The 23,409-nt window shown below is 57.6% G+C and carries 21 protein-coding genes and 1 pseudogene; 11 read left to right on the top strand and 11 right to left on the bottom strand.

The features are described 5' to 3' along the window. Nucleotides 1-105: 105 nt before the first annotated feature. The 4 genes from fdxA to QM007_RS03525 form a co-directional block, all read right to left on the bottom strand. Nucleotides 106-429, bottom strand: a complete 324-nt coding sequence (gene fdxA / locus QM007_RS03540) for a ferredoxin (RefSeq protein WP_283490576.1) — start codon at nt 427-429, stop codon at nt 106-108. A gap of 121 nt (nt 430-550) precedes the next feature. Further along, nucleotides 551-1,849 (bottom strand): PIG-L family deacetylase, encoded by a 1,299-nt coding sequence (locus QM007_RS03535; RefSeq protein ID WP_283490575.1) that lies wholly within the window; start codon nt 1,847-1,849, stop codon nt 551-553. Nucleotides 1,850-2,047: 198 nt separating this feature from the next. Beyond that, on the bottom strand, nt 2,048-3,961 hold the full coding sequence (gene typA / locus QM007_RS03530; RefSeq protein ID WP_185174363.1) for a translational GTPase TypA: 1,914 nt from the start codon (nt 3,959-3,961) through the stop codon (nt 2,048-2,050). 277 nt (nt 3,962-4,238) lie between these two features. Next, nucleotides 4,239-6,233: a BCCT family transporter gene (locus QM007_RS03525; protein WP_283490574.1), complete on the bottom strand. Its 1,995-nt coding sequence runs from the start codon at nt 6,231-6,233 to the stop codon at nt 4,239-4,241. 302 nt (nt 6,234-6,535) lie between these two features. On the opposite strand from QM007_RS03525, the gene pgi reads away from it, so the two are divergent. After that, a complete protein-coding gene (gene pgi / locus QM007_RS03520; protein ID WP_283490573.1) occupies nt 6,536-8,215 on the top strand; it encodes a glucose-6-phosphate isomerase in 1,680 nt (559 codons plus the stop codon). Between the two features lie 177 nt (nt 8,216-8,392). Here the strand turns inward: pgi and QM007_RS03515 are convergent, their stop codons facing one another. Then, nucleotides 8,393-9,070: a pyroglutamyl-peptidase I gene (locus QM007_RS03515; RefSeq protein WP_283490572.1), complete on the bottom strand. Its 678-nt coding sequence runs from the start codon at nt 9,068-9,070 to the stop codon at nt 8,393-8,395. On the opposite strand from QM007_RS03515, the gene QM007_RS03510 reads away from it, so the two are divergent. Further along, nucleotides 9,063-9,539, top strand: a complete 477-nt coding sequence (locus tag QM007_RS03510; RefSeq protein WP_283490571.1) for a DUF805 domain-containing protein — start codon at nt 9,063-9,065, stop codon at nt 9,537-9,539. The two genes, QM007_RS03515 and QM007_RS03510, sit on opposite strands and share 8 nt — an antisense overlap. 6 nt (nt 9,540-9,545) lie before the next feature. Here QM007_RS03510 and QM007_RS03505 read toward each other — a convergent pair whose 3' ends face one another. Further along, nucleotides 9,546-11,549 (bottom strand): alpha/beta hydrolase family protein, encoded by a 2,004-nt coding sequence (locus QM007_RS03505; RefSeq protein ID WP_283490570.1) that lies wholly within the window; start codon nt 11,547-11,549, stop codon nt 9,546-9,548. A 23-nt stretch (nt 11,550-11,572) separates the two neighbouring features. Then, nucleotides 11,573-12,040: an NUDIX hydrolase gene (locus QM007_RS03500; RefSeq protein WP_283490569.1), complete on the bottom strand. Its 468-nt coding sequence runs from the start codon at nt 12,038-12,040 to the stop codon at nt 11,573-11,575. Nucleotides 12,041-12,165: 125 nt separating this feature from the next. Here QM007_RS03500 and QM007_RS03495 point away from each other — a divergent pair, with 125 nt between their 5' ends. Both QM007_RS03495 and QM007_RS03490 read left to right on the top strand, forming a co-directional pair. Then, nucleotides 12,166-14,385 carry an NADP-dependent isocitrate dehydrogenase gene (locus QM007_RS03495; RefSeq protein WP_283490568.1) on the top strand — a complete coding sequence of 740 codons (2,220 nt, stop codon included), beginning with the start codon at nt 12,166-12,168 and terminating at the stop codon, nt 14,383-14,385. 261 nt (nt 14,386-14,646) lie between these two features. Then, complete coding sequence (locus QM007_RS03490; protein WP_283490567.1) at nt 14,647-16,470, top strand: DUF262 domain-containing protein; 1,824 nt, start codon at nt 14,647-14,649, stop codon at nt 16,468-16,470. A gap of 217 nt (nt 16,471-16,687) precedes the next feature. Here the strand turns inward: QM007_RS03490 and QM007_RS03485 are convergent, their stop codons facing one another. The 3 genes from QM007_RS03485 to QM007_RS03475 form a co-directional block, all read right to left on the bottom strand. After that, nucleotides 16,688-17,308, bottom strand: coding sequence for a thymidine kinase (locus QM007_RS03485; RefSeq protein ID WP_237223381.1), 621 nt, complete (start codon nt 17,306-17,308; stop codon nt 16,688-16,690). A 244-nt stretch (nt 17,309-17,552) separates the two neighbouring features. After that, a complete protein-coding gene (locus QM007_RS03480) occupies nt 17,553-19,031 on the bottom strand; it encodes an amino acid permease (protein ID WP_283490566.1) in 1,479 nt (492 codons plus the stop codon). Nucleotides 19,032-19,145: 114 nt separating this feature from the next. Next, nucleotides 19,146-19,598 carry an OsmC family protein gene (locus QM007_RS03475; protein ID WP_283490565.1) on the bottom strand — a complete coding sequence of 151 codons (453 nt, stop codon included), beginning with the start codon at nt 19,596-19,598 and terminating at the stop codon, nt 19,146-19,148. A gap of 134 nt (nt 19,599-19,732) precedes the next feature. Between QM007_RS03475 and QM007_RS03470 the strand changes: the two genes are divergently transcribed. The 3 genes from QM007_RS03470 to QM007_RS03460 are packed head-to-tail and all read left to right on the top strand — an operon-like array spanning nt 19,733 to nt 20,643. After that, nucleotides 19,733-20,098: an AzlC family ABC transporter permease gene (locus QM007_RS03470; RefSeq protein WP_283490564.1), complete on the top strand. Its 366-nt coding sequence runs from the start codon at nt 19,733-19,735 to the stop codon at nt 20,096-20,098. 4 nt (nt 20,099-20,102) lie between these two features. Then, entirely contained in the window at nt 20,103-20,324 is a 222-nt protein-coding gene (locus QM007_RS03465) for a hypothetical protein (protein WP_283490563.1), read from the top strand. Next, nucleotides 20,317-20,643 (top strand): branched-chain amino acid transporter permease, encoded by a 327-nt coding sequence (locus QM007_RS03460; RefSeq protein WP_283490562.1) that lies wholly within the window; start codon nt 20,317-20,319, stop codon nt 20,641-20,643. Before QM007_RS03465 ends, QM007_RS03460 begins: the two co-directional genes overlap by 8 nt. Before the next feature lie 246 nt (nt 20,644-20,889). Here QM007_RS03460 and tpx read toward each other — a convergent pair whose 3' ends face one another. Further along, a complete protein-coding gene (gene tpx, locus QM007_RS03455; RefSeq protein WP_283490561.1) occupies nt 20,890-21,384 on the bottom strand; it encodes a thiol peroxidase in 495 nt (164 codons plus the stop codon). A gap of 63 nt (nt 21,385-21,447) precedes the next feature. Here tpx and QM007_RS11085 point away from each other — a divergent pair. The 4 genes and pseudogenes from QM007_RS11085 to QM007_RS03440 form a co-directional block, all read left to right on the top strand. Continuing rightward, nucleotides 21,448-21,612 (top strand): annotated as a pseudogene (locus QM007_RS11085) (DNA excisionase); the annotation flags it as partial. A gap of 5 nt (nt 21,613-21,617) precedes the next feature. Beyond that, nucleotides 21,618-21,782 (top strand): hypothetical protein, encoded by a 165-nt coding sequence (locus QM007_RS11080; RefSeq protein ID WP_502949075.1) that lies wholly within the window; start codon nt 21,618-21,620, stop codon nt 21,780-21,782. A gap of 235 nt (nt 21,783-22,017) precedes the next feature. Beyond that, nucleotides 22,018-22,668 carry a TetR/AcrR family transcriptional regulator gene (locus QM007_RS03445; protein WP_283490560.1) on the top strand — a complete coding sequence of 217 codons (651 nt, stop codon included), beginning with the start codon at nt 22,018-22,020 and terminating at the stop codon, nt 22,666-22,668. After that, nucleotides 22,661-23,353, top strand: coding sequence for a TetR/AcrR family transcriptional regulator (locus QM007_RS03440; protein WP_283490559.1), 693 nt, complete (start codon nt 22,661-22,663; stop codon nt 23,351-23,353). The genes QM007_RS03445 and QM007_RS03440 overlap by 8 nt, the downstream gene beginning before the upstream one ends. Nucleotides 23,354-23,409 lie beyond the last annotated feature (56 nt).

Below are 23,409 nucleotides of genomic sequence, written 5' to 3'. Positions count from 1 at the left end.
TGCTTTCTCTTGTGAATATGTTTGTTTTCTAGTGTAAGCCTTCGCATAAAACTAAAGGAGCGAGTATCTCACGAGATACTCGCTCCTTGAACCGCGTTTAGAAGCTTAGCCCTGATTCTGCGGGGGCAGGGCCGCAATCATGGGGGCATCCTTAGCGATGACGCCCAGGCGGGCTGCGCCGCCGGGTGAGCCAAGGTCGTCGAAGAAGTCGGCGTTAGCTGCAGTGTAGTCTTCCCATTCTTCGGGTACATCGTCTTCGTAGTAGATAGCTTCTACGGGGCAGACGGGCTCGCAGGCACCGCAGTCGACGCATTCGTCGGGGTGAATGTAGAGGGAGCGCTCGCCTTCGTAGATGCAGTCGACGGGGCATTCTTCGACGCAGGCGCGGTCTTTTACGTCGACGCAGGGCTGGGCGATGATGTAGGTCATGGGTGCCTTTCTGGTGGTGACGCACCGGTGCGTGGTGTGTTGGTTAACTGTGCTCTAGTGTATCTGGTCACCGGTGTTGGGGCAGATTTTTGTGATGGATGAGATAGCTTGTCGAGCCGGGTTAAGTTTTGTTGCGGCGGTACCCGGTAGCGCTCACCATACCGAAGGTTGCGGCGACCAGGGAGCCTAGTGCCCAGACGGTTCCGGCTGTTCCCACGGGGTTGATGGGGTTGATGTAGACCAGCATTGAGGTGCCTTTGGTGAAGGCGAAGATGCCGATGAGCACGAAGGCGGTGGCCCCAACGACGGCTGCGGCCCAGTTCTTTTCGGTGTGGATTGCTGCCCAGGTCGCCGCGAAGTAGACCGTGAGCAGGCCGAGGGCAGCTCCCCAGGGCACCCAGAGGGTGCTGGTGGGGTACCAGATGTGGGCGTGGTACATGGTTCCGGCAAAACCCGCGATTAGGCCGAGCGCGACGGCGGTAATGGCCGAGTTGATAGGGCCGGGAGCTTCGACGCTCTCTTCGGGGGCAGCGTCCGCTGGGGTTCCCGACTGGGCTGTGCCCCAGAGCAGGCGGTAGGTTTCGGTGGGGTTAATAGGCTGAGAGACCCCGTTTGAGTACTCGAAGGTGGTATCGCTGGTGATGACGATTTGGGTGGCGTGGGCCCGCATAGCTTCACGTTTGCGGTCCAGGTTGCCCATGATAACGGCCTGCTGGCGGGTGTCCTGCGGGTTGGGGTCGCCCTCGATACCCCAGAGGGCGATGGGGGCTGAAGGGGTTCCGTCCAGGAATCGGACGGCCGCCAGAGTAGCTTCGTGGGTGCGTTTGTGGTCGGGGTGGCCGTAGCCGCCGTCCGCGTCGTAGGTGACGACGACGTCCGGCCGGATCTCGCGGATAGCGCTGGCGATTGCCTCAGCCTGGGGTTTGAGGGGCAGGCGGGTGAGGCAGTCGTCAGCTGCGGCGGGGTTGGCGATGGCGCGCCCGTCCGACCCCCAGGTCATACCGGAATCGCGGTAGCTGGTACGTTCGCCGGGCAGGTAGCTGGCCCCTTCGCCCAGGTAGAGGTGGTGGCGTATACCCAGGGCTTCGAGGGAGACCTTGAGTTCCCCGGTACGGTACTCGCCCAGGGCGTGGCCCCGGTCGGTGTTAGCGGGGTGGGTCGCTTCAAGGTGGCGCAGGGCAGGGTCGATCACTTCACCCATTTCGCCGCGGGTCATGGTGAGCAGGTGGACGGTGACACCGGCGGCGGTGAGGGCGCCAATGGTGGCGCCGGTGGATGAGGCTTCGTCGTCGGGGTGGGCGTGGACGAAGAGGACGGTGGCGTCCTTGGGCTTGAGCCCTTCAGGGATCAGGCTGAAAGTGGCGCTGTCGGTGATGACTTCACCGGCAACCGGGTAGTGGGGCTGGGCGTCAAGTTCCATGGTGGCGGTTTTCTGCTGGGTGCTGTTTGATTCCTAGCAATTTTAGCTTTACTTACTGAGCTCTAGCTGGGTTTGCTGTTTTAACGATGTGCTTTGGTCATCTCGCTCTTATCCCTGTGGTTATCAGTAGGGCCGTGGCCCGCTCCCCTGTTCAGGAGAACGGACCACGGCCCTGAGAGCGTCTATCCCTTTGTAACCTTAGGCGCGGGCGCGGCGGCGTGCTTCGCGCACACGCTCGTTGGAGTCAAGGATAACCTTGCGAATACGGATCGCTTCGGGGGTGACTTCCACGCACTCGTCCTCGCGGGCCCATTCCAGGGACTCTTCGAGGGTGAGCTTCTTGGGAGGAGTCATGTTTTCGAAGTTATCTGCTGAAGCTGAGCGCATGTTGGTCAGCTTCTTTTCGCGGGTGATATTCACTTCCATGTCGTCGGCGCGTGAGTTCTCGCCGATGATCATGCCCTCGTAGACCTCTGAGGTGGGTTCGACGAAGATGGTGCCACGTTCCTGCAGGCCGATGATGGCGTAGGGGGTGACGACGCCGGCGCGGTCAGAAATCATGGAGCCGTTGGAGCGGTAGTCGATGTCGCCTGCCCAGGGCTCGTAGCCGGTGGAGTAGGACGATGAAATACCGGCACCGCGGGTCTCGGTGAGGAACTTAGTGCGGAAGCCAATCAGGCCGCGGGCGGGCACGGCGAATTCCATGCGGACCCAGCCGGTGCCGTTGTTGGCCATGTTTTCCATGCGGCCCTTGCGAGCTGCCATGAGCTGGGTGACGGCGCCCAGGAATTCTTCGGGCACATCGATAATCATGTGCTCCATGGGCTCGTGGACCTTGCCGTCGATGGTCTTGGTGACGACCTGGGGCTTGCCCACGGTCAGTTCAAAGCCTTCGCGGCGCATCTGCTCAACGAGGATTGCCAGGGCGAGTTCGCCACGGCCCTGAACTTCCCAAGCGTCGGGGCGCTCGGTGGGCAGAACCTTGAGGGAGACGTTACCGATAAGTTCCTTGTCCAAACGGTCCTTCACCTGGCGGGCGGTGACCTTGGCGCCCTTGACCTTACCGGCCAGCGGTGAGGTGTTGATACCGATGGTAACGGAGATCGCGGGGTCGTCGACCTTAATCAAGGGCAGGGGCTTGGGGTTCTCGGGGTCGGTGAGGGTTTCACCGATGGTGATGTCTTCGATACCGGCAACCGCGACGATTTCACCGGGGCCAGCAGATTCCGCGGGCACGCGTTCCAAGGCCTTGGTAGCCAGCAGTTCGGAAATACGGACGTTCTTGGTTTCGCCGTCCTGACGTACCCAGGCAACGGTCTGGCCCTTCTTCAGGGTGCCGTTGAAGATACGCAACAGGGCCAGACGGCCCAGGAAGGGTGAGGAGTCGAGGTTGGTCACGTGAGCCTGCAGCACCTCGTTGGGGTCGTAGGTGGGGGCAGGAACGTGTTCCAGAATGGTCTCAAAGAGGGGTTCGAGGTCGTCGTTATCGGGCAGGGCGCCGTCGGCGGGCTGGTTCAGTGAAGCAGCGCCGGCCTTACCGGAGGCGTAGACGACGGGGACGTTCAGCAGGGCGTCGATATCGAGGTCGGGAACCTCATCGGCCAGGTCGCTAGCCAGACCCAGAAGCAGGTCCATGGACTCGCCAACAACTTCGTCAATACGGGCATCGGGGCGGTCAACCTTGTTAACAACCAGAATAACGGGCAGCTTAGCAGCTAGGGCCTTACGCAGCACGAAACGGGTCTGGGGCAGGGGGCCTTCTGAGGCGTCCACCAGCAGCACAACGCCGTCAACCATAGAGAGGCCGCGCTCAACCTCACCACCGAAGTCAGCGTGACCGGGGGTGTCGATAACGTTGATGGTGATTTCTTCGCCCTTGGCTGCGGGGCCGGAGTAGAACACGGTGGTGTTCTTAGCCAAAATGGTGATGCCCTTTTCCTTTTCAAGGTCACCGGAGTCCATGACGCGGTCTTCCACGTCGGCGTGGGCGGAGAAGGCGTTGGTCTGCTTGAGCATCGCATCAACGATGGTGGTCTTGCCGTGGTCAACGTGAGCCACGATTGCCACGTTGCGAAGGTCGCTCCGTGAAGCGGTGTTCTGAGTTTCAGACATGCGGAAAGTATCTCGCTTACATGTTGGGGATAAGGACGCCGGTGCGCGGCTTAACTGCCGAATTTTCGGCACCTGCGCAGAGGGCTTTCGCTTTGATTATACCGGCGGCTCCTAAACTAACCGCTATCTTCTGGGACACATTAGAAATGAATAAGGGAGGCGGACGCTCTCGGAGCCGACTGGCTGGGGCTGGCATGAATTGCCCGTGAGCGCCAGCGAACCGGCAAGAAGGTTAGTCGGCAAGAGAGCGTCCGCCTCCCTAGAGGCAGTTCATTTCCTATTTATTCCAGGGTGTCTGCTTTATATCCTGGGGCTTGACCACAGGAATAGAGCCGGTGACGGTGCGGATCTGTTCGATAGCAGCGGTGTTGGCTTCCACCTGTAGGGAAACCTCGTCAACGGCCTTTTCTACGGCTTCTTCCACCTTGGCTTCAACGGCACTTTCAACGGCCGAATCGACCGCTTCTTCTACCTTGGCTTCGACCGCCTTATCGACGGCTTCTTCCAGGGCGGCTTCTAGCTGGCCGTCCAGGTGTTCATCGAGGTGCTCACCCACAGCCGCGTTAACGCGGTCCTCAACGCCTTCGGCAACCAGCTCGTTGACACGGTCGTCGATCTGCTCGGCAACAGAGGCTTCAATCTCGCGGCGGGCATTGCGGCGCTGGGCTCGTACGAAGAGGCGGTGCTCAACACTCAGGGCCTTGTAGAGAGAAATACACATGAGCACGATGACCACGGAGAAAGGTAGAGCCGTCAGGATTGCCACGGTTTGAATGGCCGAGAGCGACTCGCTACCGCCAATGACCACTAGGGAGATGGCGGTGGCTGCTGCAACCAGCACCCAGAAGACACGGATCCAGGTCTTAGGTTCGGGTGAGCCGTTGGTGGAAAGCATGCCCAGTACCAGGGCACCGGAGTCCGCTGAGGTGACAAAGAAGACGGTAATCAGCAGTACCGCACCGGCAGTTAAAACAACTCCGCCGGGCAGGTTGTGGAACATCTGAAAGAGGGCGTTTTCAGCTGAGACACTGCCATCTTCACCTACCAGGCTGGTGCCTGAGCCAAAGATTTCCTGATGCAGTGCAGTACCGCCGAGTACAGAGAACCAGAAGAATGAGGTCAGAGCGGGCACCAGCAGAACACCGATGACGAACTCACGTACGGAACGCCCCTTGGAGACGCGGGCGATGAACATACCGACGAAGGGCGACCAGGAGATCCACCAGCCCCAGTAGAAGGTGGTCCATGCTGCTTGGAATTGTTCACCGTCTACCCCGTAGAGGGCCAGAGTTTCGAAGGTCATGGCAACGACATTTTGCAGGTAGTTTCCGATGGAGCCTACAAAGTTACGGAAGAGGAAGAGGGTGGGCCCTACGACCAGGACGAAGAGACAAACGATAGCGGCCAGTATGAGGTTACCGTTGGAGAGCATTTTCATGCCCTTTTCGAGGCCGGTCACTACGGAGAAGAGGGTAATGCCCATGAGCACCACGATGATACCAACCAACCAAGTGTTACCCTCAGCTGGAATGTTCATGTAACCCAGACCTGCGGCAATCTGCATGACGCCCAGGCCCAGGGATGTTGCCACACCAAAGAGGGTACCGACGAGGGCGACGATATCGATGACGTCACCGGCCCCACCTTTGATGCGATCGCCCAGCAGGGGCTTGAGTGAGTAGCGGATGGAGAGCGGAAGCTTGAGGCGGTGGGTTGCATAGGCAATCGCTAGACCTACGATGACGTAGATAGCCCAGGGGTGAAGACCCCAGTGCAAGAATGCCTGGCTCATAGCAGCCTGGGCAATTTCTTCTTGAGTCCCGTTACCTATACCGGGGCGGGGGTCAACATAGTGCATAAGTGGCTCGGTTGCACCGTAGAAAACCAAACCAATACCCATACCGGCTGCGAAGAGGAAGGCGAACCACGTCGTAAAGGAGTAGGCCGGCTCATCGTCGTCATCACCTAACTTGACGTCGCCCATACGGGAGAAGCCCAGGTAAAGGGCAAAGATCACGAAGAAAGCAACGAGGGCGACGTAGTACCAGCCGAAATAGTTAATGACGTCAGCTTGGAGGGCATCGAAGATTTCTTTGGTGCGCTGAGGGAAGGCCAGGGTAATGCCGATGAAGGTGGCCATGATGACGGCTGCAGGGATGAAAACCTTGGGGGCCAGGGAGCCTTCACGCATGTTTTCCTTGGCGGCCGCGTCGATGTCCCCCTTCCTCAGGTCGGGGCCCGTGCCGGGCGGAGTTTGTTGAGTTATAGCCATGTGGGTGTCCTTTATTTCTTCTTTAGTTTCGACCAAGGTGACATGCAAAAGCACCTCGTGCGCCGCCGTCCGCACCCACGTTCAAGCAAGGGGCACGGGGCCGCACAGCGTGGCTCGGGAGATAGCAAGAGATGCCTGTTCCACCCCAATAATAACACCACTGATAATAAGTAGGCGTGGCCTTAGCGCGCCCGGTGCCTACAAAACCACAAAAAGCCACACCCCACAGCGGGGTCAAAAACTACCAAACCAACATAAAATAGAGGTAAGAACACCCAAATCGACAGGAAGGCAGAGCACGTATGTCTCTCCCCGCCACCACCGATCCCGTCCAGACCAAGGCCTGGGCAGCCCTGACCGACCACCAACAGAAAACCACCGCCGACCTGCGCACCTGGTTCGAGGCCGACCCCACCCGTGCTGACAAGCTCAGCTTCACCGCCGCCGATCTCTACGTTGATCTTTCTAAAAACCTCATCACCGAAGAGACCCTGACTCTGCTGACCCAGCTAGCAGATGAGGTAAACCTCGAAGAGCGCCGCAACGCCATGTTCGCAGGTGAGCGCATCAACGTCACCGAAGACCGCGCCGTCCTGCACACCGCCCTGCGCCGACCCGCAGGCATGGAACCCAAGCTCGTCGTTGATGGCCAGGACGTCGACGCCGATGTCCACGAGGTCCTCGCCAAGATTTACGACTTTGCCGATCGCGTCCGCTCCGGCGAGTGGGTAGGCATTACCGGCAAGCGCATCGAAACCGTTGTCAACATCGGCATCGGCGGCTCCGATCTGGGCCCCGTCATGGTCTACGAGGCTCTGAAGCCCTACGCCCAGCCCGGCCTGACCGCCCGCTTCATCTCCAACATCGACCCCACCGACGCTGCCGAGACCGTCAAGGACCTGGATCCCGAGACCACCCTTTTCATCGTCGCGTCCAAGACCTTCGGCACCCTGGAAACCCTCACCAACGCCCGCGTCTGCCGCGAGTGGCTGCTCACCTCTCTGCGCGAGGCTGGCGCCCTGGAGGGTAAGGACGAAAAGGACGCCGTCGCCGCCCACTTCGTCGCCGTCTCCACCGCCCTGGATAAGGTCGAGGCCTTCGGTATCAACCCCGAGAACGCTTTTGGCTTCTGGAACTGGGTAGGCGGACGCTACTCCGTCGACTCCGCCATCGGCACCCCTCTTGCTATTGTGTTAGGCCCCGAGGTCTTCGAACAGTTCCTGGCCGGCTTCCACGCCATGGACGAGCACTTCCGCACCACTCCCCTGGCCGAAAACGTTCCCGCCCTCATGGGTCTGCTGAACATCTGGAACGTCAACTTCCTGGGCGCCGAAACCCACGCCGTCCTCCCCTACGACCAGTACCTGCACCGCTTCCCCGCCTACCTGCAGCAACTGACCATGGAATCCAACGGCAAGTCCGTGCGCGCCGACGGCAAGCCCGTCACCACCGCCACCGGCGAAGTCTTCTGGGGCGAACCCGGCACCAACGGCCAGCACGCCTTCTACCAGCTGATCCACCAGGGCACCCGCCTGATCCCCGCAGACTTCATCGCCTTTGCCAACCCGGTTCACGCAACCCGCGACGGCGAGCAGGACGTCCACGAGCTCTTCCTGGCCAACTTCTTCGCCCAGACCAAGGCCCTGGCCTTTGGCAAAACCGCCGACGAGGTCCGAGCCGAAGGCACCGCCGAAGAAATCGTTCCGGCCCGCGTCTTCTCAGGCAACCGCCCCACCACCTCCATCATGGCCGCTCAGCTGACCCCCGCCGTCCTGGGCCAGCTCATCGCCCTCTACGAACACATCACTTTCGTTCAAGGTATTGTCTGGGGCATCGACTCCTTCGACCAGTGGGGTGTTGAGCTCGGCAAGCAGTTGGCCCTGCAGCTGGCTCCCGCCGTGGGCGGCGACCGCGAGGTTCTGGCCCAGCAGGATTCCTCAACCCAAGGTCTGATTGGCTACTACCTGGATCAGCGCAAGTAAGCCTGAACTGATGCAGGGGGCTACGTGGGCATATCACCTGCCCGCAACCCTCTCACATCTCGCCCCAGGGGCTCGCTGTGATTCACGCCAGCCGCCGAGCCAGCGGGCAGGTGATATGCCCACCTTCGCCCCGGTATGCAAGACCCCGGTAACTTTGTAAGTTACCGGGGTCTTGCGCTAAAGCTGGGCGAGCGTGGCGAGTACGGCCTGCTGAATCATTCCGATAACCTGGGGCTCAGGCAGGGTAGGCAGGCTCTTTCCCTCGACTCCTCCGGCGTCCGTACTGGCCGTAACCTGCGGACGCCCGGGCGCGGCGTCCGCTCCCCCACCAGCTTCTACATGCGTGAGAGGAATGTGGATGAAGCCCGCAGGTATAGTCCCTTTGGTTGCATGCATGAGCTCGTAAAAAACGTGGTTGCAGACAAAGGTTCCGGCGGTGTACGACAGCTCTACGGGCAGCTGCTGAGAGCTAAGCTCTTCAAAAATTGCTCGGGTAGGCAGGGTAGAAAAATAGGCATCGGGGCCGTCACCGCGAATGGGCTGGTCGATGAGCTGGGCACCAGCATTATCTGGAATACGAGCAGAGTCGAGATTGATGGCAACCCGTTCCAGGCTGACCTTATCGCGGCCAGCCGCAACACCAAGACTTATAGCTAGTTGGGGTTTAATGCGCTTAAGCAGGTCACCCAGAACACGGCTAGAGGCCGCAAACTCCACCGGCAGTTCATGCACCTCAACAGTGAGATGTGGAGCCGAAATCGCCAGGGCTTCCTGTGCCCCAAACGCTACCACCTGGCTGGGGTTGATGGGTACCCCTTCAAAGGGGCCGAAATAGGTCAGCAGAAGGGTGGTCATCGTCGACTCCTGCGGTTTAGGTATTCTTGAGGGTATGTCTGAGCACAAGCCTACCCGCTATATCCGCAGCGAAGAACCCCTGGAAGATACCCCCGAAGCCCTCAACCTCGATGGATTCGACGGTGAAGAGCACCCGGACGAGCGCCGCGTCCCGGCCGTGGCCCAGCAGGTAGGCTTCGCAGGGGCTGTACGCCTCTTTTACCGGCACTACTGGAATAGTAAAGGCCATGCATCAGCCAGCGAATTTTGGTGGGCAACAGTTTATTTAGCTGCGGGCACCGTTTTATATTTTGGAGCCACCATTTGGCTTAACTATCTCACGCTAAGTGAAAATGCTTCATCACTTTTACGCACCGTATTTATGTTGCTTGTTATAACAAACCCCCTATGGGTTGTTGTTAATATCGGTCCCGCCGTCTCCCTCTTCAGAAGACGGCGGAACGCGGTAACTGGTCTGACCAGCTTATAGGGTCTCCTAGCCCAGAATTTCAGGAGTCTTGAATTCTTGGCCCAGGAGGTGGTGGTCTAGCCAGGCGGTGAATACCTGGTACCAGAGGCGGGAGTTGCCGGGTTTCAGGATCCAGTGCCCTTCATCGGGGAAGTAGAGGTACTTGTGCCCTAGCTCCGGGGAGTGGCGTTGTAGGTCAGCCCAGAGGTGATGGGCCTGGCCGATGGGCACGCGGTAGTCCTTGTCGCCGTGAATCACCAGCATAGGTGCCGCGATATCGGCGGCACGGTGACGGGGCGAGATGCTGTCGCCCTCTCCCCCGAACTCGACCTTCCATTCGTGCCAGGAGCCGTTATCTGAAAGGTAGTACATGGTGTTGTAGTCCCAAATCGAGGCGTGGGTGACGTAGCACTTAAAGCGGGTGCCCGCGCGTCCTGCCACCCAGTTGGTCATGAAGCCGCCATAGGAACCGCCGGAGAAGGCCACGTTATTGCCCTGGATATCATCACGAGCCGAGACCTCTTCGACCACCTGCATGATGTCGGTGTAGGGGGTACCGCCCAGGTCGTCGCCGCCGCGGTCAAGCATGTGCTGGCCGTAGCCGGTGGAAATCGCGGGGTCGGGCATGAGTACGGCGTAGCCGGCTTCGGTGAAGGCCCAGGGGTTCCAACGGTAGGTCCAGGAGTTCCAGGACCCCCAGGGGCCGCCGTGCGCAAAGACGAGCAGGGGCAGGGGGCCGTCCGTGTCCTTTTCGGGCAGGGCAAGGAAGGAGGTGAACTCGGTGCCGTCAGCTGCGGTGGAGCTCAGGCGCTCGAAGCGGCCCGGGGCGCGCAGCTCTTCGACCGGCGAAGCCAGGCGGGTCACGTCGCCGGTTTCGATATCGACACGGACGGGGTAGGCCGAGTGCTGGTGGGCATCGCGCAGGGCAATGAGAGCCCCTTCGTTGTAGGCCAGGGCTGAGAAGTGGCTGGCGCCGTCCTCGACCAGTGTGCGGGTAGCACCGTCGATGCTGCCGGTGAAGATGGCGGTAGCTCCCAGGTGGTCGGTGACGAAGGCGTAGCGGGTGCTATCGATCCACACGATGTCACCCGCCCAGCGGTCGACGTCGCGGGAGAGCTCGGTCAGCTGGCCGGTCTCGAAGCTGTAGTGGCTGGCGTTGACCTTGATGGACTGGCCGGGCAGCCAACGGCGTACCTCGGTGATAGCCAGGCCGCTGCCGTCCGGGGTGAAGGCACCTGCTGAGTAGTCGTGGGTTTCGGTTGCTTCGGCCAGCAGCTGGGGTTCTTTCTCGCCATTGAGGTCAAGCAGCCAGGTGCTGTAGCGCTGGTGGATGCCGCGGGTCTTGGTGTGCAGGGTAATAGCGGCACGATCGCCGGTGGGGCAGACTTCGAAGCCAGCGAGTTCTACGCGGCCCCCGGGTAGGGCAATACGGCGGGGTTCGCCGTCCCCGTCCTTGACGTAGAGGGCGCGGACGCCGGTGCCCAGGTCGTGATCCCAGAAGCGGGTGGGGAATTCGGTGTAGAGCACGCCGGAGGTTGCGGTTTTCTCGCGTTCGTCGAGGGTCTTGGATTGCTCTTCGAGGCTGCCCCGGTGAGCTTTGGCGCTGTAGATGTAGCGGGTGGTTTCTGCGCGCTGGCGCACGGCGAGGGACTCTACACCGCCGGGGTGGGTGAAGATGAGTTCAGGTTCGCCGTGCTCGGGCAGGCGGTAGACGCCTTTGAGGCTCTTGGAATCGGCTTCGTCGACGTCCTTGCCCAGGGTCAGGTAGATGTGCCCCTCATCGGTAACGGTAAGGACGGAGGCGCCCGACTCGGGTGCCGTCAGCGGGTAGGGCTTGCCCTCTTGACCGGCGGGAAGGGCCCAGAGGCGGGGGCGCCACTTTGCGCCGTCCTTGTTGAGGGTGTTGACGGTGAGCACGGGCGCGCCGGTGCGGCCTGCAGCCAACCCGACCATGCGGGGGTGTTCGATGAGCTGCGAGAGATAGGCGGCGTTCTTCTGCTGGTTGTTTTCGCTAGATGTGGTGTCAGTCATAGGTTCTACGGTATCACCAGCACCTATCGGGACGGTAGCGCGTCCGCGTCCTCAAAATCATCGCCGGTGAGCAGCGGGAAAATATGCTGAGTATTCAGCGGGGCCTGGTTGCTGTGGTCATCGCGCGCAGGGTCGGGGTGAACCCACCGGATTTCCTCAATTTCAGCGCTGGGCACAGCCTGCTCCAGATCAGCGACGCCCCCAGCAGTTACCACAAGATAAACATGGGCACGGACGGTTCGCCCCGCCTCGTTGAGGGCAGCCGCTTCATAGGTGCCCAGATTCATCAAGGAATAACTGTCGAGCACAAGGCCCAGTTCCTCGGTAGCTTCGCGACGGGCGGTTTCTTCGGCGGTTTCACCCGGCTCAGGTTTACCACCGGGAAGCATGAACCCCGTAGTGCCACGCTTGCGAACGGTGAGTACCTCACCCAAGGAATTACGAATGACAAGGGCAGAAACAACAATCGGGGCTGAAGTATCGGTGCTCATACCAGTAACCCTATCGCAGTAGCCGACCTCTGTCGTCACACAGGCTCTCTTATTTAGTGAGCACAGGCACATCGTTGTATTCTTGAATATGAAACTGCCCACAAGCGACAAGGGAGACGCCCTTCATGGCAAAGATTATCTACACCCACACCGATGAGGCTCCGCTGCTGGCGACCTACTCCTTCCTGCCCATTCTTGAGGCTTACGCTTCAACCGCCGGTGTTGAGGTAGAAACCCGCGATATTTCACTTTCGGGCCGTATTCTGGCTCAGTTCAGCGATATTCTCCCTGCAGAGCAGCAGGTAGCGGACGCCCTGACCGAGCTGGGCGAGCTGGCTAAGACCCCCGAAGCTAACATCATCAAGCTACCTAACATCTCGGCGTCCGTGCCCCAGCTCAAGGCCGCTATCGCTGAGCTGCAGGAAAAGGGCTTCGCCATCCCCGATTACCCCGATGAGGTTGTGACCGAGCAGGATAAGGACGTCCGCGCCCGCTACGACCGCGTCAAGGGCTCAGCCGTGAACCCGGTTCTGCGTGAGGGCAACTCAGACCGCCGCGCTCCCCTGTCTGTTAAGAACTACGCCCGCAAGAACCCCCACTCCATGGGCGCCTGGTCAGCAGATTCCAAGACCAACGTCGCCACCATGGGCCACGATGACTTCTTCTCTAACGAGAAGTCCGTGATTATTGAGGCTGACGATACCCTGAAGATTCAGCATGTTGGCACCGACGGCACCGTGACCGTCCTCAAGGAATCTGTGCCCGTACTGGCTGGCGAAATCGTCGACGGAACCTACATGAACGTGGCTGAGCTCGATAAGTTCCTGGCTGAGCAGGTTGCCCGCGCCAAGACTGAGGGTGTGCTCTTCTCTGTGCATCTGAAGGCAACCATGATGAAGGTTTCTGACCCCATCCTCTTCGGCCGCGTTGTACGTGCCTACTTCTCCGAGCTTTTTGAGACCTACGGTGAGCAGCTGGATGCCGCCGGCCTGAACGGCAACAACGGCCTGGCCGCTATTATCTCCGGTATTGACACCCTGCCCGAGGATATCCGTGAGGACGTCCGCGAGCTCATCCACAAGGGTCTGCAGGAAGGCCCCGAGCTGGCCTACGTCAACTCTGACAAGGGCATCACCAACCTGCACGTTCCTTCGGACGTCATTGTGGACGCCTCCATGCCCGCGATGATTCGTACCTCCGGTCAGATGTGGGGCGAGTCAGGCCAGCAGGCTGACACCCTGGCTGTGCTGCCCGATTCTTCCTACGCTGGCGTCTACCAGACCGTTATCGAGGACTGCCGCGCCAACGGCGCCTACGACCCCACCACCATGGGTACCGTGCCCAACGTGGGCCTGATGGCTCAGAAGGCTGAGGAATACGGTTCACACGACAAGACCTTCCAGCTTGAAGCGGACGGTAAGGTTCAGGTAGTGAACTCTGCCGGTGACGTTCTCATTGAACACGAAGTTTCTGCCGGTGATATCTGGCGCGCCTGCCAGACCAAGGACATCCCCGTTCAGGACTGGATCAAGCTGGCCGTCACCCGCGCCCGCGACTCCCAGACCCCCGCTGTCTTCTGGCTCGATAAGAACCGTGCCCACGACGCTAACCTGATTGCCAAGGTCGAGAAGTACCTGCCCGAGCACGATACTTCAGGTCTGGACATTCGTATTCTGGCTCCCGCCGAGGCAACCCAGTTCTCCATCGACCGCATCCGCAAGGGTGAGGACACCATTTCGGTGACCGGTAACGTGCTGCGTGACTACCTGACCGACCTCTTCCCCATCCTGGAGCTCGGCACTTCTGCCAAGATGCTGTCCATTGTTCCGCTGATTAACGGTGGTGGCCTCTTTGAGACCGGCGCTGGTGGTTCTGCCCCCAAGCACGTTCAGCAGGTTCTGGAAGAGAACCACCTGCGCTGGGATTCCCTGGGTGAATTCCTAGCCCTGGCTGCTTCCTTTGAGCACCTGGCCAAGACCACCGGTAATGCTTCTGCCCAGGTTCTGGCTGACACCCTGGATAAGGCGACCGGTACGTTCTTGAACGAGAACAAGTCACCTTCCCGCCGTGTGGGCGAGATTGATAACCGCGGTTCGCACTTCTACCTGGCTAAGTTCTGGGCTGAGGAGCTGGCTGCTCAGGGTGAGGACGCCAATCTGGCAGCTAAGTTCGCCCCGGTGGCTGAGGCTCTGGCTGCGAATGAGGAGAAGATTGTGGCTGAGCTGCTGGACGCCCAGGGCTCCCCCGCCGACCTCGGCGGCTACTACAAGCCCGAGGACGCCAAGGCATCCGCGGTGATGCGCCCGAGCGCTACGCTGAATGACGTGGTGGATAAATTAAAATAATAAAAATACCTATTCAGATGAGGTCCGCCATAAAAATTGCATTGAAAAATATTTTAAACTCAAAAGTTATTAAACATGCATGTATTATTGCGGACCTCTCTGAAACATCAATTCTAAAAGGTCTCGCACGAAGTTTTATCTTCATCTCTATAAAATGAGAAAATCTTCAAAATAAATTTTGAAGTACGAGCACAAAATTATGACATAAGATTCCACTTATCTAAATTAAACCTATCATTAGTTCAAAAAGAAGAGAACATTATGGAAAATAAATCACTTTCAAACATCGAAACCATTGAAAGCAATGCGCTCTCGATACAAGAATGTCTACGGTCCTATATTTATGAGATCCCCAACTTTCAGAGACCGTACAGCTGGGAAAATGACCAGCTAAATGATTTCTGGACCGACATCAATTCATCAGACAACGAATTTTTCTTAGGCTCAACTGTTATTTGGATCAAAGAGAAGCGCCCTCTTTTCAACGACTTACACTCAGTTATCGACGGACAACAACGACTCACCACGTGCACAATATTACTGTCAACAATTAGGGACTACTTCCATGAAATTGAAACTTCTAGCGGTAATGAAGAAATAAAAAAGATTGCGAATACTCAATTCACAAGCACACAAAACAAAATTATTGTTACAGATGACGATGGCGAGTCCCATCGAGTGCTAATCCGCAAAGAAGATTTATTCTACGAAAAAATCCAGCGTCCAAATGCTATCCCCTCAAACTCTGCACTAAACGCAAGTGCCACCCGAATCGAAAAAGCAAGAATTTTCTTTGAAGAGAAAATTAATGATGAGATTAATTCACTTAACGAGGAAGATAAAATATCAAAACTTAAACAGTTAAGAAGCAATGTCTTAGCTTCGAAAGTTATTCAGGTTGAATTAAACTCTGAGGAGGATGGATTTTTAGTATTTGAAACACTCAACACCAGAGGAGCTGATTTAAGACTTGCCGACTTAGTTAAAAACCTCCTCGTACGCGAGTCTGCTAAAAATGGGGATGACAGAGCAACAGTCTCTAAGCGCTGGGAGAATTTTTCTGAAAAAATTCAAGGGTCTTCAACCGATTTTGATTTGGTGGATCGGTTTATTTGGCAATCTTGGAATTCACGCAGAAAAGCTGTTAAACAACAAGAGCTTTACTCCGCACTTATTAGGCATTTCAAAAACACAGACTCGTCTTCGAATGCCTATTTAGACTATTTGGAAGAACTCGAAGTTGACTCAGAAATTTATATCAAATTTGATAATGAAAATATTCAGCCTGAACCTCAAGTTCAGGGCGTGAGAAATGCCTTCTCAGTCCCTCAGTTCGTTGACAGCGTAAGAGCGCTCTCCATATTTAATGTTTCCGTCGCAAATTCTGCTATGATTGCCATCGCAAGAAAATATAATTTACATAAAAAGTTTACAAAAGCGAATCTAATAAAAGTTGCACGTGATATTGAAAATTTCCATTTTCAATTTAGCGCTCTCAACAATTCTGGTTCAACAGGAGGAACTAGAACGAGATACAATAATTTTGCGCTTGAACTCGAAAATGCGAAAAATGCCGCTGAATTTAATTTAGCTGTTGAAAACCTCTCAGCAAAGCTTCGTGCAAGTCTCCCAGATAATTCAAAGACTACAGAAATTTTTTCAAAGCTATTCTATGCGCCTAACCTAACGTTGCGTCAGGCAGATAAGAACAAATCAAGAAAAGCTTTCATCACTTATGTTCTGTTGACAATTTCGAAGCATTTCAAAGCACTCCCCCCTGCCCAATCCATTTCTTCATGGTCTATCGAGCATATTAAGCCCCAAAGTAAAGCTTCTAAGCGTACATCTGATCCGATATATTCAATTGGAAACCTCACACTGCTCACAACAGAGCTCAATTCAGAAATAAGTGATGGAGATTTTGCTGACAAACATAAACAGCTTAAAGATGCCATAACTTTTAAAGATGAGGAAATAAAGAAATGGTTTTCAGAAGCACCCCAAGAAATTACTTCTACCCATATTGAAGAACGCTCAAAGTACTTATCAACATTAGCTCTAGAGAAGATTTGGAATATCGGATAGACTCCGCCGTTGATGTGACTTTGAATTCAGTTACACTAAAGATACTTTTCTATCCAAAAAAATCTCTAATGGTCTGGCCCTAGACGAGCAAGAGACTCATGAGTATACGGAAGCTTCATCTGCTTGTTCTTTGAACATGCAGATGAAGCTTTTGATTACATTCAAGTTTTTTTGGGGGGGCGTTCGACGGGCCTCAACTAGCTTGCCTCACTGCCTGCTACTGGTAGAGCTTGCCGCCCGATTCTTCCAGGTAGCAGGTGGGGCAGAGCGACTCGTAGCCCACGTGCACGCCGTCAATGGCCACCTGGTCACCGGCAAAAACAAACTTTCCATCAACGGTGCGGCCGTTAAAGAGCGCCTTCCGTCCGCACCGGCAAATAGTCTTCAGCTCTTCAAGCGTATGGGCAATCTCCAGCAGGCGGGCAGAGCCGGGGAAAGCCCGCGTCCTAAAATCCGTACGAATGCCGTAGCACATCACCGGTACATTCTCTTCCACCGCAATCCGCATGAGATCATCCACCTGCTCAGCGGTCAAAAACTGGGCCTCGTCCACCAGCAGACACGAGACGGGCAGATGCCAGTGCATACGGTCATCATCAGCATTAGGCTCAGCAGCAGCATGGAAGAGCTCGCGCACCGAGTCGTCCGCCCCCACCAAAAAATCAGCCTGGCGGGTCACGCCCAGACGGGACACAATCTCAGTATCGCCCTTGGTATCAACCTGCGGCTTAGCCAGCAGCACGCGCTGGCCCCGCTCCTCATAGTTATGGGCAGCCTGCAACAGCGCAGTTGACTTACCCGAATTCATGGCGCCAAAACGGAAATAGAGCTTAGCCACGCGGCCACACCTTTCAACCCAGAACACGTACACAGAAAACAAAACCAAACCACACCATTCTAGCCCGGTGCGCTCCCCTGCCCACAGGCGTCCGCGTCCTGCCCAGACGACTTTGTACCAGGCAGTGTTCAGAAATCGGTCTCAAAGTGGGCAGGGGCTGGTACAAACGGGAGTCAACGCACCTAGATACACGAAAAGGGAGGGCCCCGGAAAACCCGGTGCCCTCCCCTTTCTTGCACGAGACCTACTTGCCTGAGACCTCAAGGCCAGAGACGTCCACGTCCTTGAGCGGAATAGTCTTTGAACCGGTCACCAGCTTGTGTACCAGCCACACACCAATAATGATGGGCAGACCGATGTAGGCCGAGACAACCTCGAACCAGTGGCCAGCGAAGATAGCGTTGTAGTTCTGGCCGGCAATCACCAGCAGGCACATCAGCAGCGCAACGATGGGGCCAATCGGGAAGAGAGGGGCCTTGTAGGGCAGGTCGTTCACATCGTTGCCCTGGGCAACGTAGGCGCGGCGGAAGCGGTAGTGGCAGATAGCCACGCCCACCCAGGTGATGAAGCCCGACAGGCCGGAGATGTTAATCAGCCAGGTGTAGGCAGAACCCTCGCCCACAACGGCAGAGACGAAGCCGAAGAGGCCGATAGCGGCGGTCATGAGCAGGGCGGGCATGGGAATGCCGCGGGAGTTCACGCGGGCAAAAATCTTGGGAGCACGCCCCTCCAGTGCCAGGGCATAGAGCATACGGGATGAAACATAGAGGCCCGAGTTACCGGCAGAGAGAATCGCGGTCAGAATGACGGCGTTCATCACCGAAGCGGCAAATGCAATACCCAAGTTCTCAAAAACCATGGTGAAGGGTGAGTAGGCGATATCGGTGGTGTCCGCCCGCAGCAGGTTGGGGCTGGTGTAGGGAATCAGGGTACCGATAATTGCGATAGCACCGATGTAGAAGAGCATGATGCGCCAGAAAACGCTCTTGAGGGCGCGGGGCACGTCGCGGCGGGGGTTCTCAGATTCACCAGCGGCAACACCAATCATTTCGGTGCCCTGAAAGGAGAAACCAGCGACCATGAAGATAGCCAGGATAGAGAGGAAGCCACCCTTGAAGGGTGCTTCGCCGTCGGTCCAGTTAGCGAAATCGTTGTCGTGGTTGCCCAGGATGCCGAAAATCATGGCGACGCCGGCAATTAGGAAGACGATAACTGTGACCACCTTGATGGTAGCCAGCCAGAACTCTGATTCGCCGTAGGAGCGGGCCGAGAGCACGTTGATACCCAGAATGATGGCCAGGAAGACGCCTGCCCAGACCCAGCCGGGAACGCCTGGGAGCCAGTAGGACATGATGACGCCGGCAGCCACCAGTTCAGCAGCTACGGTAATGGCCCAGTTGAACCAGTAGTTCCAGCCCATGGCGAAGCCGAAAGAGTCTGAGACGTAGCGGGAGGCGAAGGTCTGGAAGGAGCCTGCAACGGGCAGGTTGGCTGCCATTTCGCCCAGGGACTGCATGAGGAGCAGCACCATGATGCCGATGAGGGCGTAGGCCAGCAGGGCGCCGCCGGGGCCAGCTTCGGCGATGGTGGAGCCGGAGGCAACAAAGAGGCCGGTGCCGATGGCGCCGCCGATGGCAATCATGGAGAGGTGGCGGCTGGCGAGGCCGCGCTTGAGCTCTTCTTTGGTCTGCCCGGTGGGTGCAGACTGCGCTTCAGTAGACATAGTGTGCTGCTACTTTCGGTGGTAATGAGCCCCCAACAGTTTTGCTTAGGGGGCATAAGACAAACTTTAGATTACCACCGCAAGCACCCTGCACCCCCGGGTGGGCAGCGTGATTTAGCTCTGCTTATCTTCGTTGATGAAGGTGACGGACGCGCCGTGTTCGACGGTGCGGGAGACGGTGCAGTCTTTTTCGGCGGAGAGTTTGATCAGGCGGTCGACCATGGAGCGGGCTTTTTCACCTTCTTCGGTGGCAGGGAATCGCACGTTGAAGCTGACTTCGATGTCGTCGAGGTTAACTGCCTTGTTCTCATCGACCTTACGCAGGCCGGAGGAGTGCACGGTGAAAGTTTCGGGTTCTGACTTGCGGCCGGTGACCACATCGACGTCGATGGCGGAGCAGCCAGCGATAGCGGCTAGGAGCAGTTCGACGGGGGTGAGCAGGCCTTCGCCCTGGCCAAAGTCGAGGGTGTCGCCCTTGGCGTTGGTGGCGCGGTAGTGGCGGGAGGCGACCCGCTCGACGGTCACGGCGCGGTAGTTGGGGTCTTCGGTGCGGGCGGTGTTGGTCATGGTTCTTCTTTCTCTCGGGGTTGGCGCGGACGCCGGTACCCGGGTAACGGTACCAGCACGGGTTTTATTTCTGAGCAGGCAAGCAGTTGCATACTAATCAGAAAATTGGAGTTCCTCTAGTTTTATCTAAACTTATGGCTATGCACCACACCAGCCCAGATACAGGTCAGCTCTCGGCGCCTTCTACCCCCGCCAATCTGCCGAGCCCCGCCAGTGGGGCGACGGCGTCCGCTCCCATTACAGGGGAACACATCAGCCAGCTTCCCGGCGAAATCGGCTTCAAGGAAGGCCTGCGCGTAGCGGGCGTGCTCTGCATCGGCTTTGTGGTCATGGGCATGGGCCTGGGCGTGCTGGTCGCGTCGATGGGCCTGCCCTGGTGGGTTGCCCCGGCTCTCTCAGCTATTGTCTTTGCCGGGTCGGTGGAGTTCCTGCTGGTGGGGTGGATCCACCCTGGGCGTGATTCTAGGAGCCACTTTCCTCTCCCATTTAGAGGGCGTTGACTTCGTGATGACGGGCATGTTCCTGGCGCTCTCTATCGACGCCTACCGGGCGGTCAAAGACCGGGTGACTGCCTCACTCGCGGTTATTGCTTCGCTGACGGCCATCGTTCTTGCCCCGCATTCCATGCTGCTGGTACCCCTGCTGGCCCTGGTAGCCCTGCTCGTCATTCGCCATCTAAGCACCCAGCGCAAGGGTGTATCTGCCCAGGAGGCCCCGCATGCCTAGCACCGGCTACATTCTCTCAGCTATTTTCCTGGCCGCCGGCATCACCTTTGCCTTGTGGCTGATTCCCTTCGGTGTGAAGTCCGTGCTCAAGGGTTCAGCCCTGGTTGCTAATCTGGCTGCTTGGCTGCCCATGGGCGCCATCATCTGCCTGGGCTTTTACGTGTTGGCAGAAATCGACTACTCTTCCCGCGAGACAGCCCTGCCCTACCTCGCCGGAGCGGTAGTAACTGTTGCTACCCACCTGTGGCGGAAGAACCTGGCGCTATCCCTCATCGTGGGCACAGCAACCTGCGTGGTGCTTGCTAACTGGATCTTCTAAGGAGATGCCTCAAAGAGAGACCTACCAAAAAGCGCAGCAAACATACTCGGAGCCGACTGGATGGGTCTGGCGTGAATCGCGACGAGCCTCTAGGCGAGGAGCGAGAGGGTCAGTCGGCGAGAGTATGTTTGCTGCGCTCAATGTTGCGCGGTGTCTCTGTTCTAGAGAGCTGTGAGCGCCCCAGCGCGAGCTGGGAGAGGATCAGCAGGCGGAAGGGATATACCCACCGCGTAAGTGATGTTGGTTTTAGAGGGCGGCCAGCGCTGCGTCGTAGTCAGGTTCGGTGGTGATTTCGTCGACGAGCTGGGTATAGACGATTTCACCGGCGGCGTTGACGACAACAACGGAGCGGGCCAGCAGGCCGGCCAGGGGGCCGTCGGTCATAGTTACGCCGTAGTCTTCGCCAAAAGAGTCGCGGAAGGCTGAGGCTGAGACAACGTTTTCGATGCCTTCAGCGCCGCAGAAACGGCCCAGAGCGAAGGGAAGATCCTTGGAGACGCACACGACGGTGGTGTTCTCGAGCTTGGATGCTTCTTCGTTGAATTTACGGACGGACGCGGCGCAGACACCGGTGTCGATGGAGGGGAAGATGTTGAGGACCAGGTTCTTACCCTCAAATGAGTCTGAGGTGACTGCGTCGAGGTCGGTGCCCACCAGAGTGAATGCGGGTGCTGTGGAACCTACGGCGGGCAGGTCGCCTACGGTCTGTACGTCATTGCCTTCAAGATGTGTAGTAGCCATAGTTGTATTGTGGCGCAGGCAACCGGGGTGGTGCAAGGTGTTGCGCTGTGCGGGTAACTGTAGGTCTTTACCGGTGTATCGGGGTCGGGTAAGTCGTCCTTGGCTTTTGGTGTGGTGGCGGCTGAGTCCCAGCGTCTTATTAACGAAACGTATTCGGCTTTTGTGTAGGGTTTTATGCCGCATCAGGATCGGCCCGATGTTGATGTGGGTGAGGGTCTGACCAGCTCGCCAAGATGGTGCGCCACTTAGGTTCCCCGCTCACCGACGTCACCTATGTCTTTGACGAGTCCACCACCGGCCTGCACCTGACTGATATTCAGCAGTTCCTCGCCCTGCTCGACCAGCTAGTCGATGCCGGCACCACCGTTTTCTCTGTATCGGGCACCACCAGGCCGTGATCGCCCATTCTGACCACATCATAGATGTGGGTCCAGAAGCTGGCCACGGTGGCGGTACAATCGTGTTTAAGGGGACTCCCGCTCAGCTTGCTGCCACAGATACCCTCACCGGGGAGCACCTGGCTGCCTACCTGGCGTCCTAGCGCCCCTGCTACACCTCGTCATAAACTCGTTATCCTACGAAAAAAAGACAGGGTGCAGTACCAGTAACCACACCATCATCTAAAGTCAAACTGTGCCTAAGCTCATCAACCACGAAGAACGCAAACAAGAAATCGCCCAGGCGGTCTGGGCGGTGCTAGCCCGTGAAGGCGTCCGCGGCGTATCTGTGCGAACCGTAGCCGCCGAAGCTGACATCTCTACAGGCTCCCTGCGCCATGTTTTCCCTTCCCACGAAGAGATGATGCAGTTCTCCCTCGACTATGTGGGCAAGCGCTTCATTAGGGCCTTGACCAGCCGGACCTTCAACTACGAGCTGATTTACAGCCTCGAAGAAATCTTCACCGAGCTCTCCCCCGTCTCTGAAGACGGCAAGCTCTTTATCACCGTGGTTGCGGGCATGCTGGCCGATGCCTCAACAATTCCCGGTATCGCCAAGATTCTGCAGTCCCACGAAAAGGACTTCCTCTACGCCTACGGCTTCCTGCTCAGCCAGCTACGGGCCCAGGGGTTTGTGCGCGACGATATCGATATCGACCTAGAGGTAGAAAAGCTCGTAGCCCTGCTGTGGGGTATCAACTGCCTCTACCTGCTCACCGACGGTGAAGCCAGCGACGAGGAGCTCATGGCCCCCATGCTCACCCACTTCGAGACCCTGCTGGAAATCTTCACCTACCCCGAAGAGCAGGCCCTCGACTACTTCAGTCAGGAGTTCTTCAGTGCCTAAGCTCATTGACCACAACGAACGCAAGAAAGTCATCTCCCAGGCGGTCTGGAAGCTCCTGAACGAACGCGGCGTCAGCGCTATCACCATTCGCAACGTGGCAGCCGAAGCCGGCATTTCCACCGGTTCGCTGCGCCACTCCTTCGACAGCCGCGTCGAACTGGTCACCTACGCCCTGGAACTTATCAGCGTAGAAACTGAGGCCAGTATGCGGGCGGTATCGGTACAGGGGCAGGACGTGCTCAACACCGTCAAGATTCTTGAGCACTTCATCCCGCTCACCCCGCGCTCCCGCGCGGTTTCCCGCATCACCCTGGGCATGGTGGCCGAGCTACGCTCCACCCCCGAAATCAAGAACATCTCGGTGACCAGCCTAGAGCGCATCCGCACCCTCTTCTACGACATGCTGGTACACCTTGACCAAGCAGGCCAAATCAAGGCCGGAACTGACGTCAAGGTACAGGCTAACCAGCTCACCATGCTCAGCTACGGCCTAACCACCAAGGCTATTATCGGCGGCAAGGGTTCAGACCCGGTCAACCTCAGCTACATCTTCCGCTCCAGCATCAACGAGCTGCTCGTACACCCCGTCCCCTATGCAACCCAGGAAGACATCGACGAGTTCATTGCCCTATCAGAGGGCGTGGGCGAGCTACACACCCCCGAAGAGACCGCAGAAGAAAACTAAAAGCGGGGCAAACCTATAGCGAAACTTTTTAAACGCCGCAGCGGGCGGAACCGGTG

The organism is Rothia sp. SD9660Na, from assembly GCF_030064065.1.
Taxonomy (GTDB): Bacteria; Actinomycetota; Actinomycetes; order Actinomycetales; family Micrococcaceae; genus Rothia.
This window is presented reverse-complemented; position numbering and strand designations above follow the sequence as displayed.

Coding starts and splice junctions, on each gene's coding strand:
- QM007_RS03495 (WP_283490568.1), top strand. CDS start 12,166: ATGGCAAAGATTATCTACACCCACACCGATGAGGCTCCGCTGCTGGCG.
- QM007_RS03475 (WP_283490565.1), bottom strand. CDS start 19,598: ATGACCAACACCGCCCGCACCGAAGACCCCAACTACCGCGCCGTGACC.
- fdxA (WP_283490576.1), bottom strand. CDS start 429: ATGACCTACATCATCGCCCAGCCCTGCGTCGACGTAAAAGACCGCGCC.
- QM007_RS03500 (WP_283490569.1), bottom strand. CDS start 12,040: ATGAGCACCGATACTTCAGCCCCGATTGTTGTTTCTGCCCTTGTCATT.
- QM007_RS03505 (WP_283490570.1), bottom strand. CDS start 11,549: ATGACTGACACCACATCTAGCGAAAACAACCAGCAGAAGAACGCCGCC.
- tpx (WP_283490561.1), bottom strand. CDS start 21,384: ATGGCTACTACACATCTTGAAGGCAATGACGTACAGACCGTAGGCGAC.
- QM007_RS03535 (WP_283490575.1), bottom strand. CDS start 1,849: ATGGAACTTGACGCCCAGCCCCACTACCCGGTTGCCGGTGAAGTCATC.
- typA (WP_185174363.1), bottom strand. CDS start 3,961: ATGTCTGAAACTCAGAACACCGCTTCACGGAGCGACCTTCGCAACGTG.
- QM007_RS03480 (WP_283490566.1), bottom strand. CDS start 19,031: ATGTCTACTGAAGCGCAGTCTGCACCCACCGGGCAGACCAAAGAAGAG.
- QM007_RS03490 (WP_283490567.1), top strand. CDS start 14,647: ATGGAAAATAAATCACTTTCAAACATCGAAACCATTGAAAGCAATGCG.
- QM007_RS03515 (WP_283490572.1), bottom strand. CDS start 9,070: ATGACCACCCTTCTGCTGACCTATTTCGGCCCCTTTGAAGGGGTACCC.
- QM007_RS11080 (WP_502949075.1), top strand. CDS start 21,618: ATGGTGCGCCACTTAGGTTCCCCGCTCACCGACGTCACCTATGTCTTT.
- QM007_RS03525 (WP_283490574.1), bottom strand. CDS start 6,233: ATGGCTATAACTCAACAAACTCCGCCCGGCACGGGCCCCGACCTGAGG.
- QM007_RS03470 (WP_283490564.1), top strand. CDS start 19,733: ATGGCTATGCACCACACCAGCCCAGATACAGGTCAGCTCTCGGCGCCT.
- pgi (WP_283490573.1), top strand. CDS start 6,536: ATGTCTCTCCCCGCCACCACCGATCCCGTCCAGACCAAGGCCTGGGCA.
- QM007_RS03460 (WP_283490562.1), top strand. CDS start 20,317: ATGCCTAGCACCGGCTACATTCTCTCAGCTATTTTCCTGGCCGCCGGC.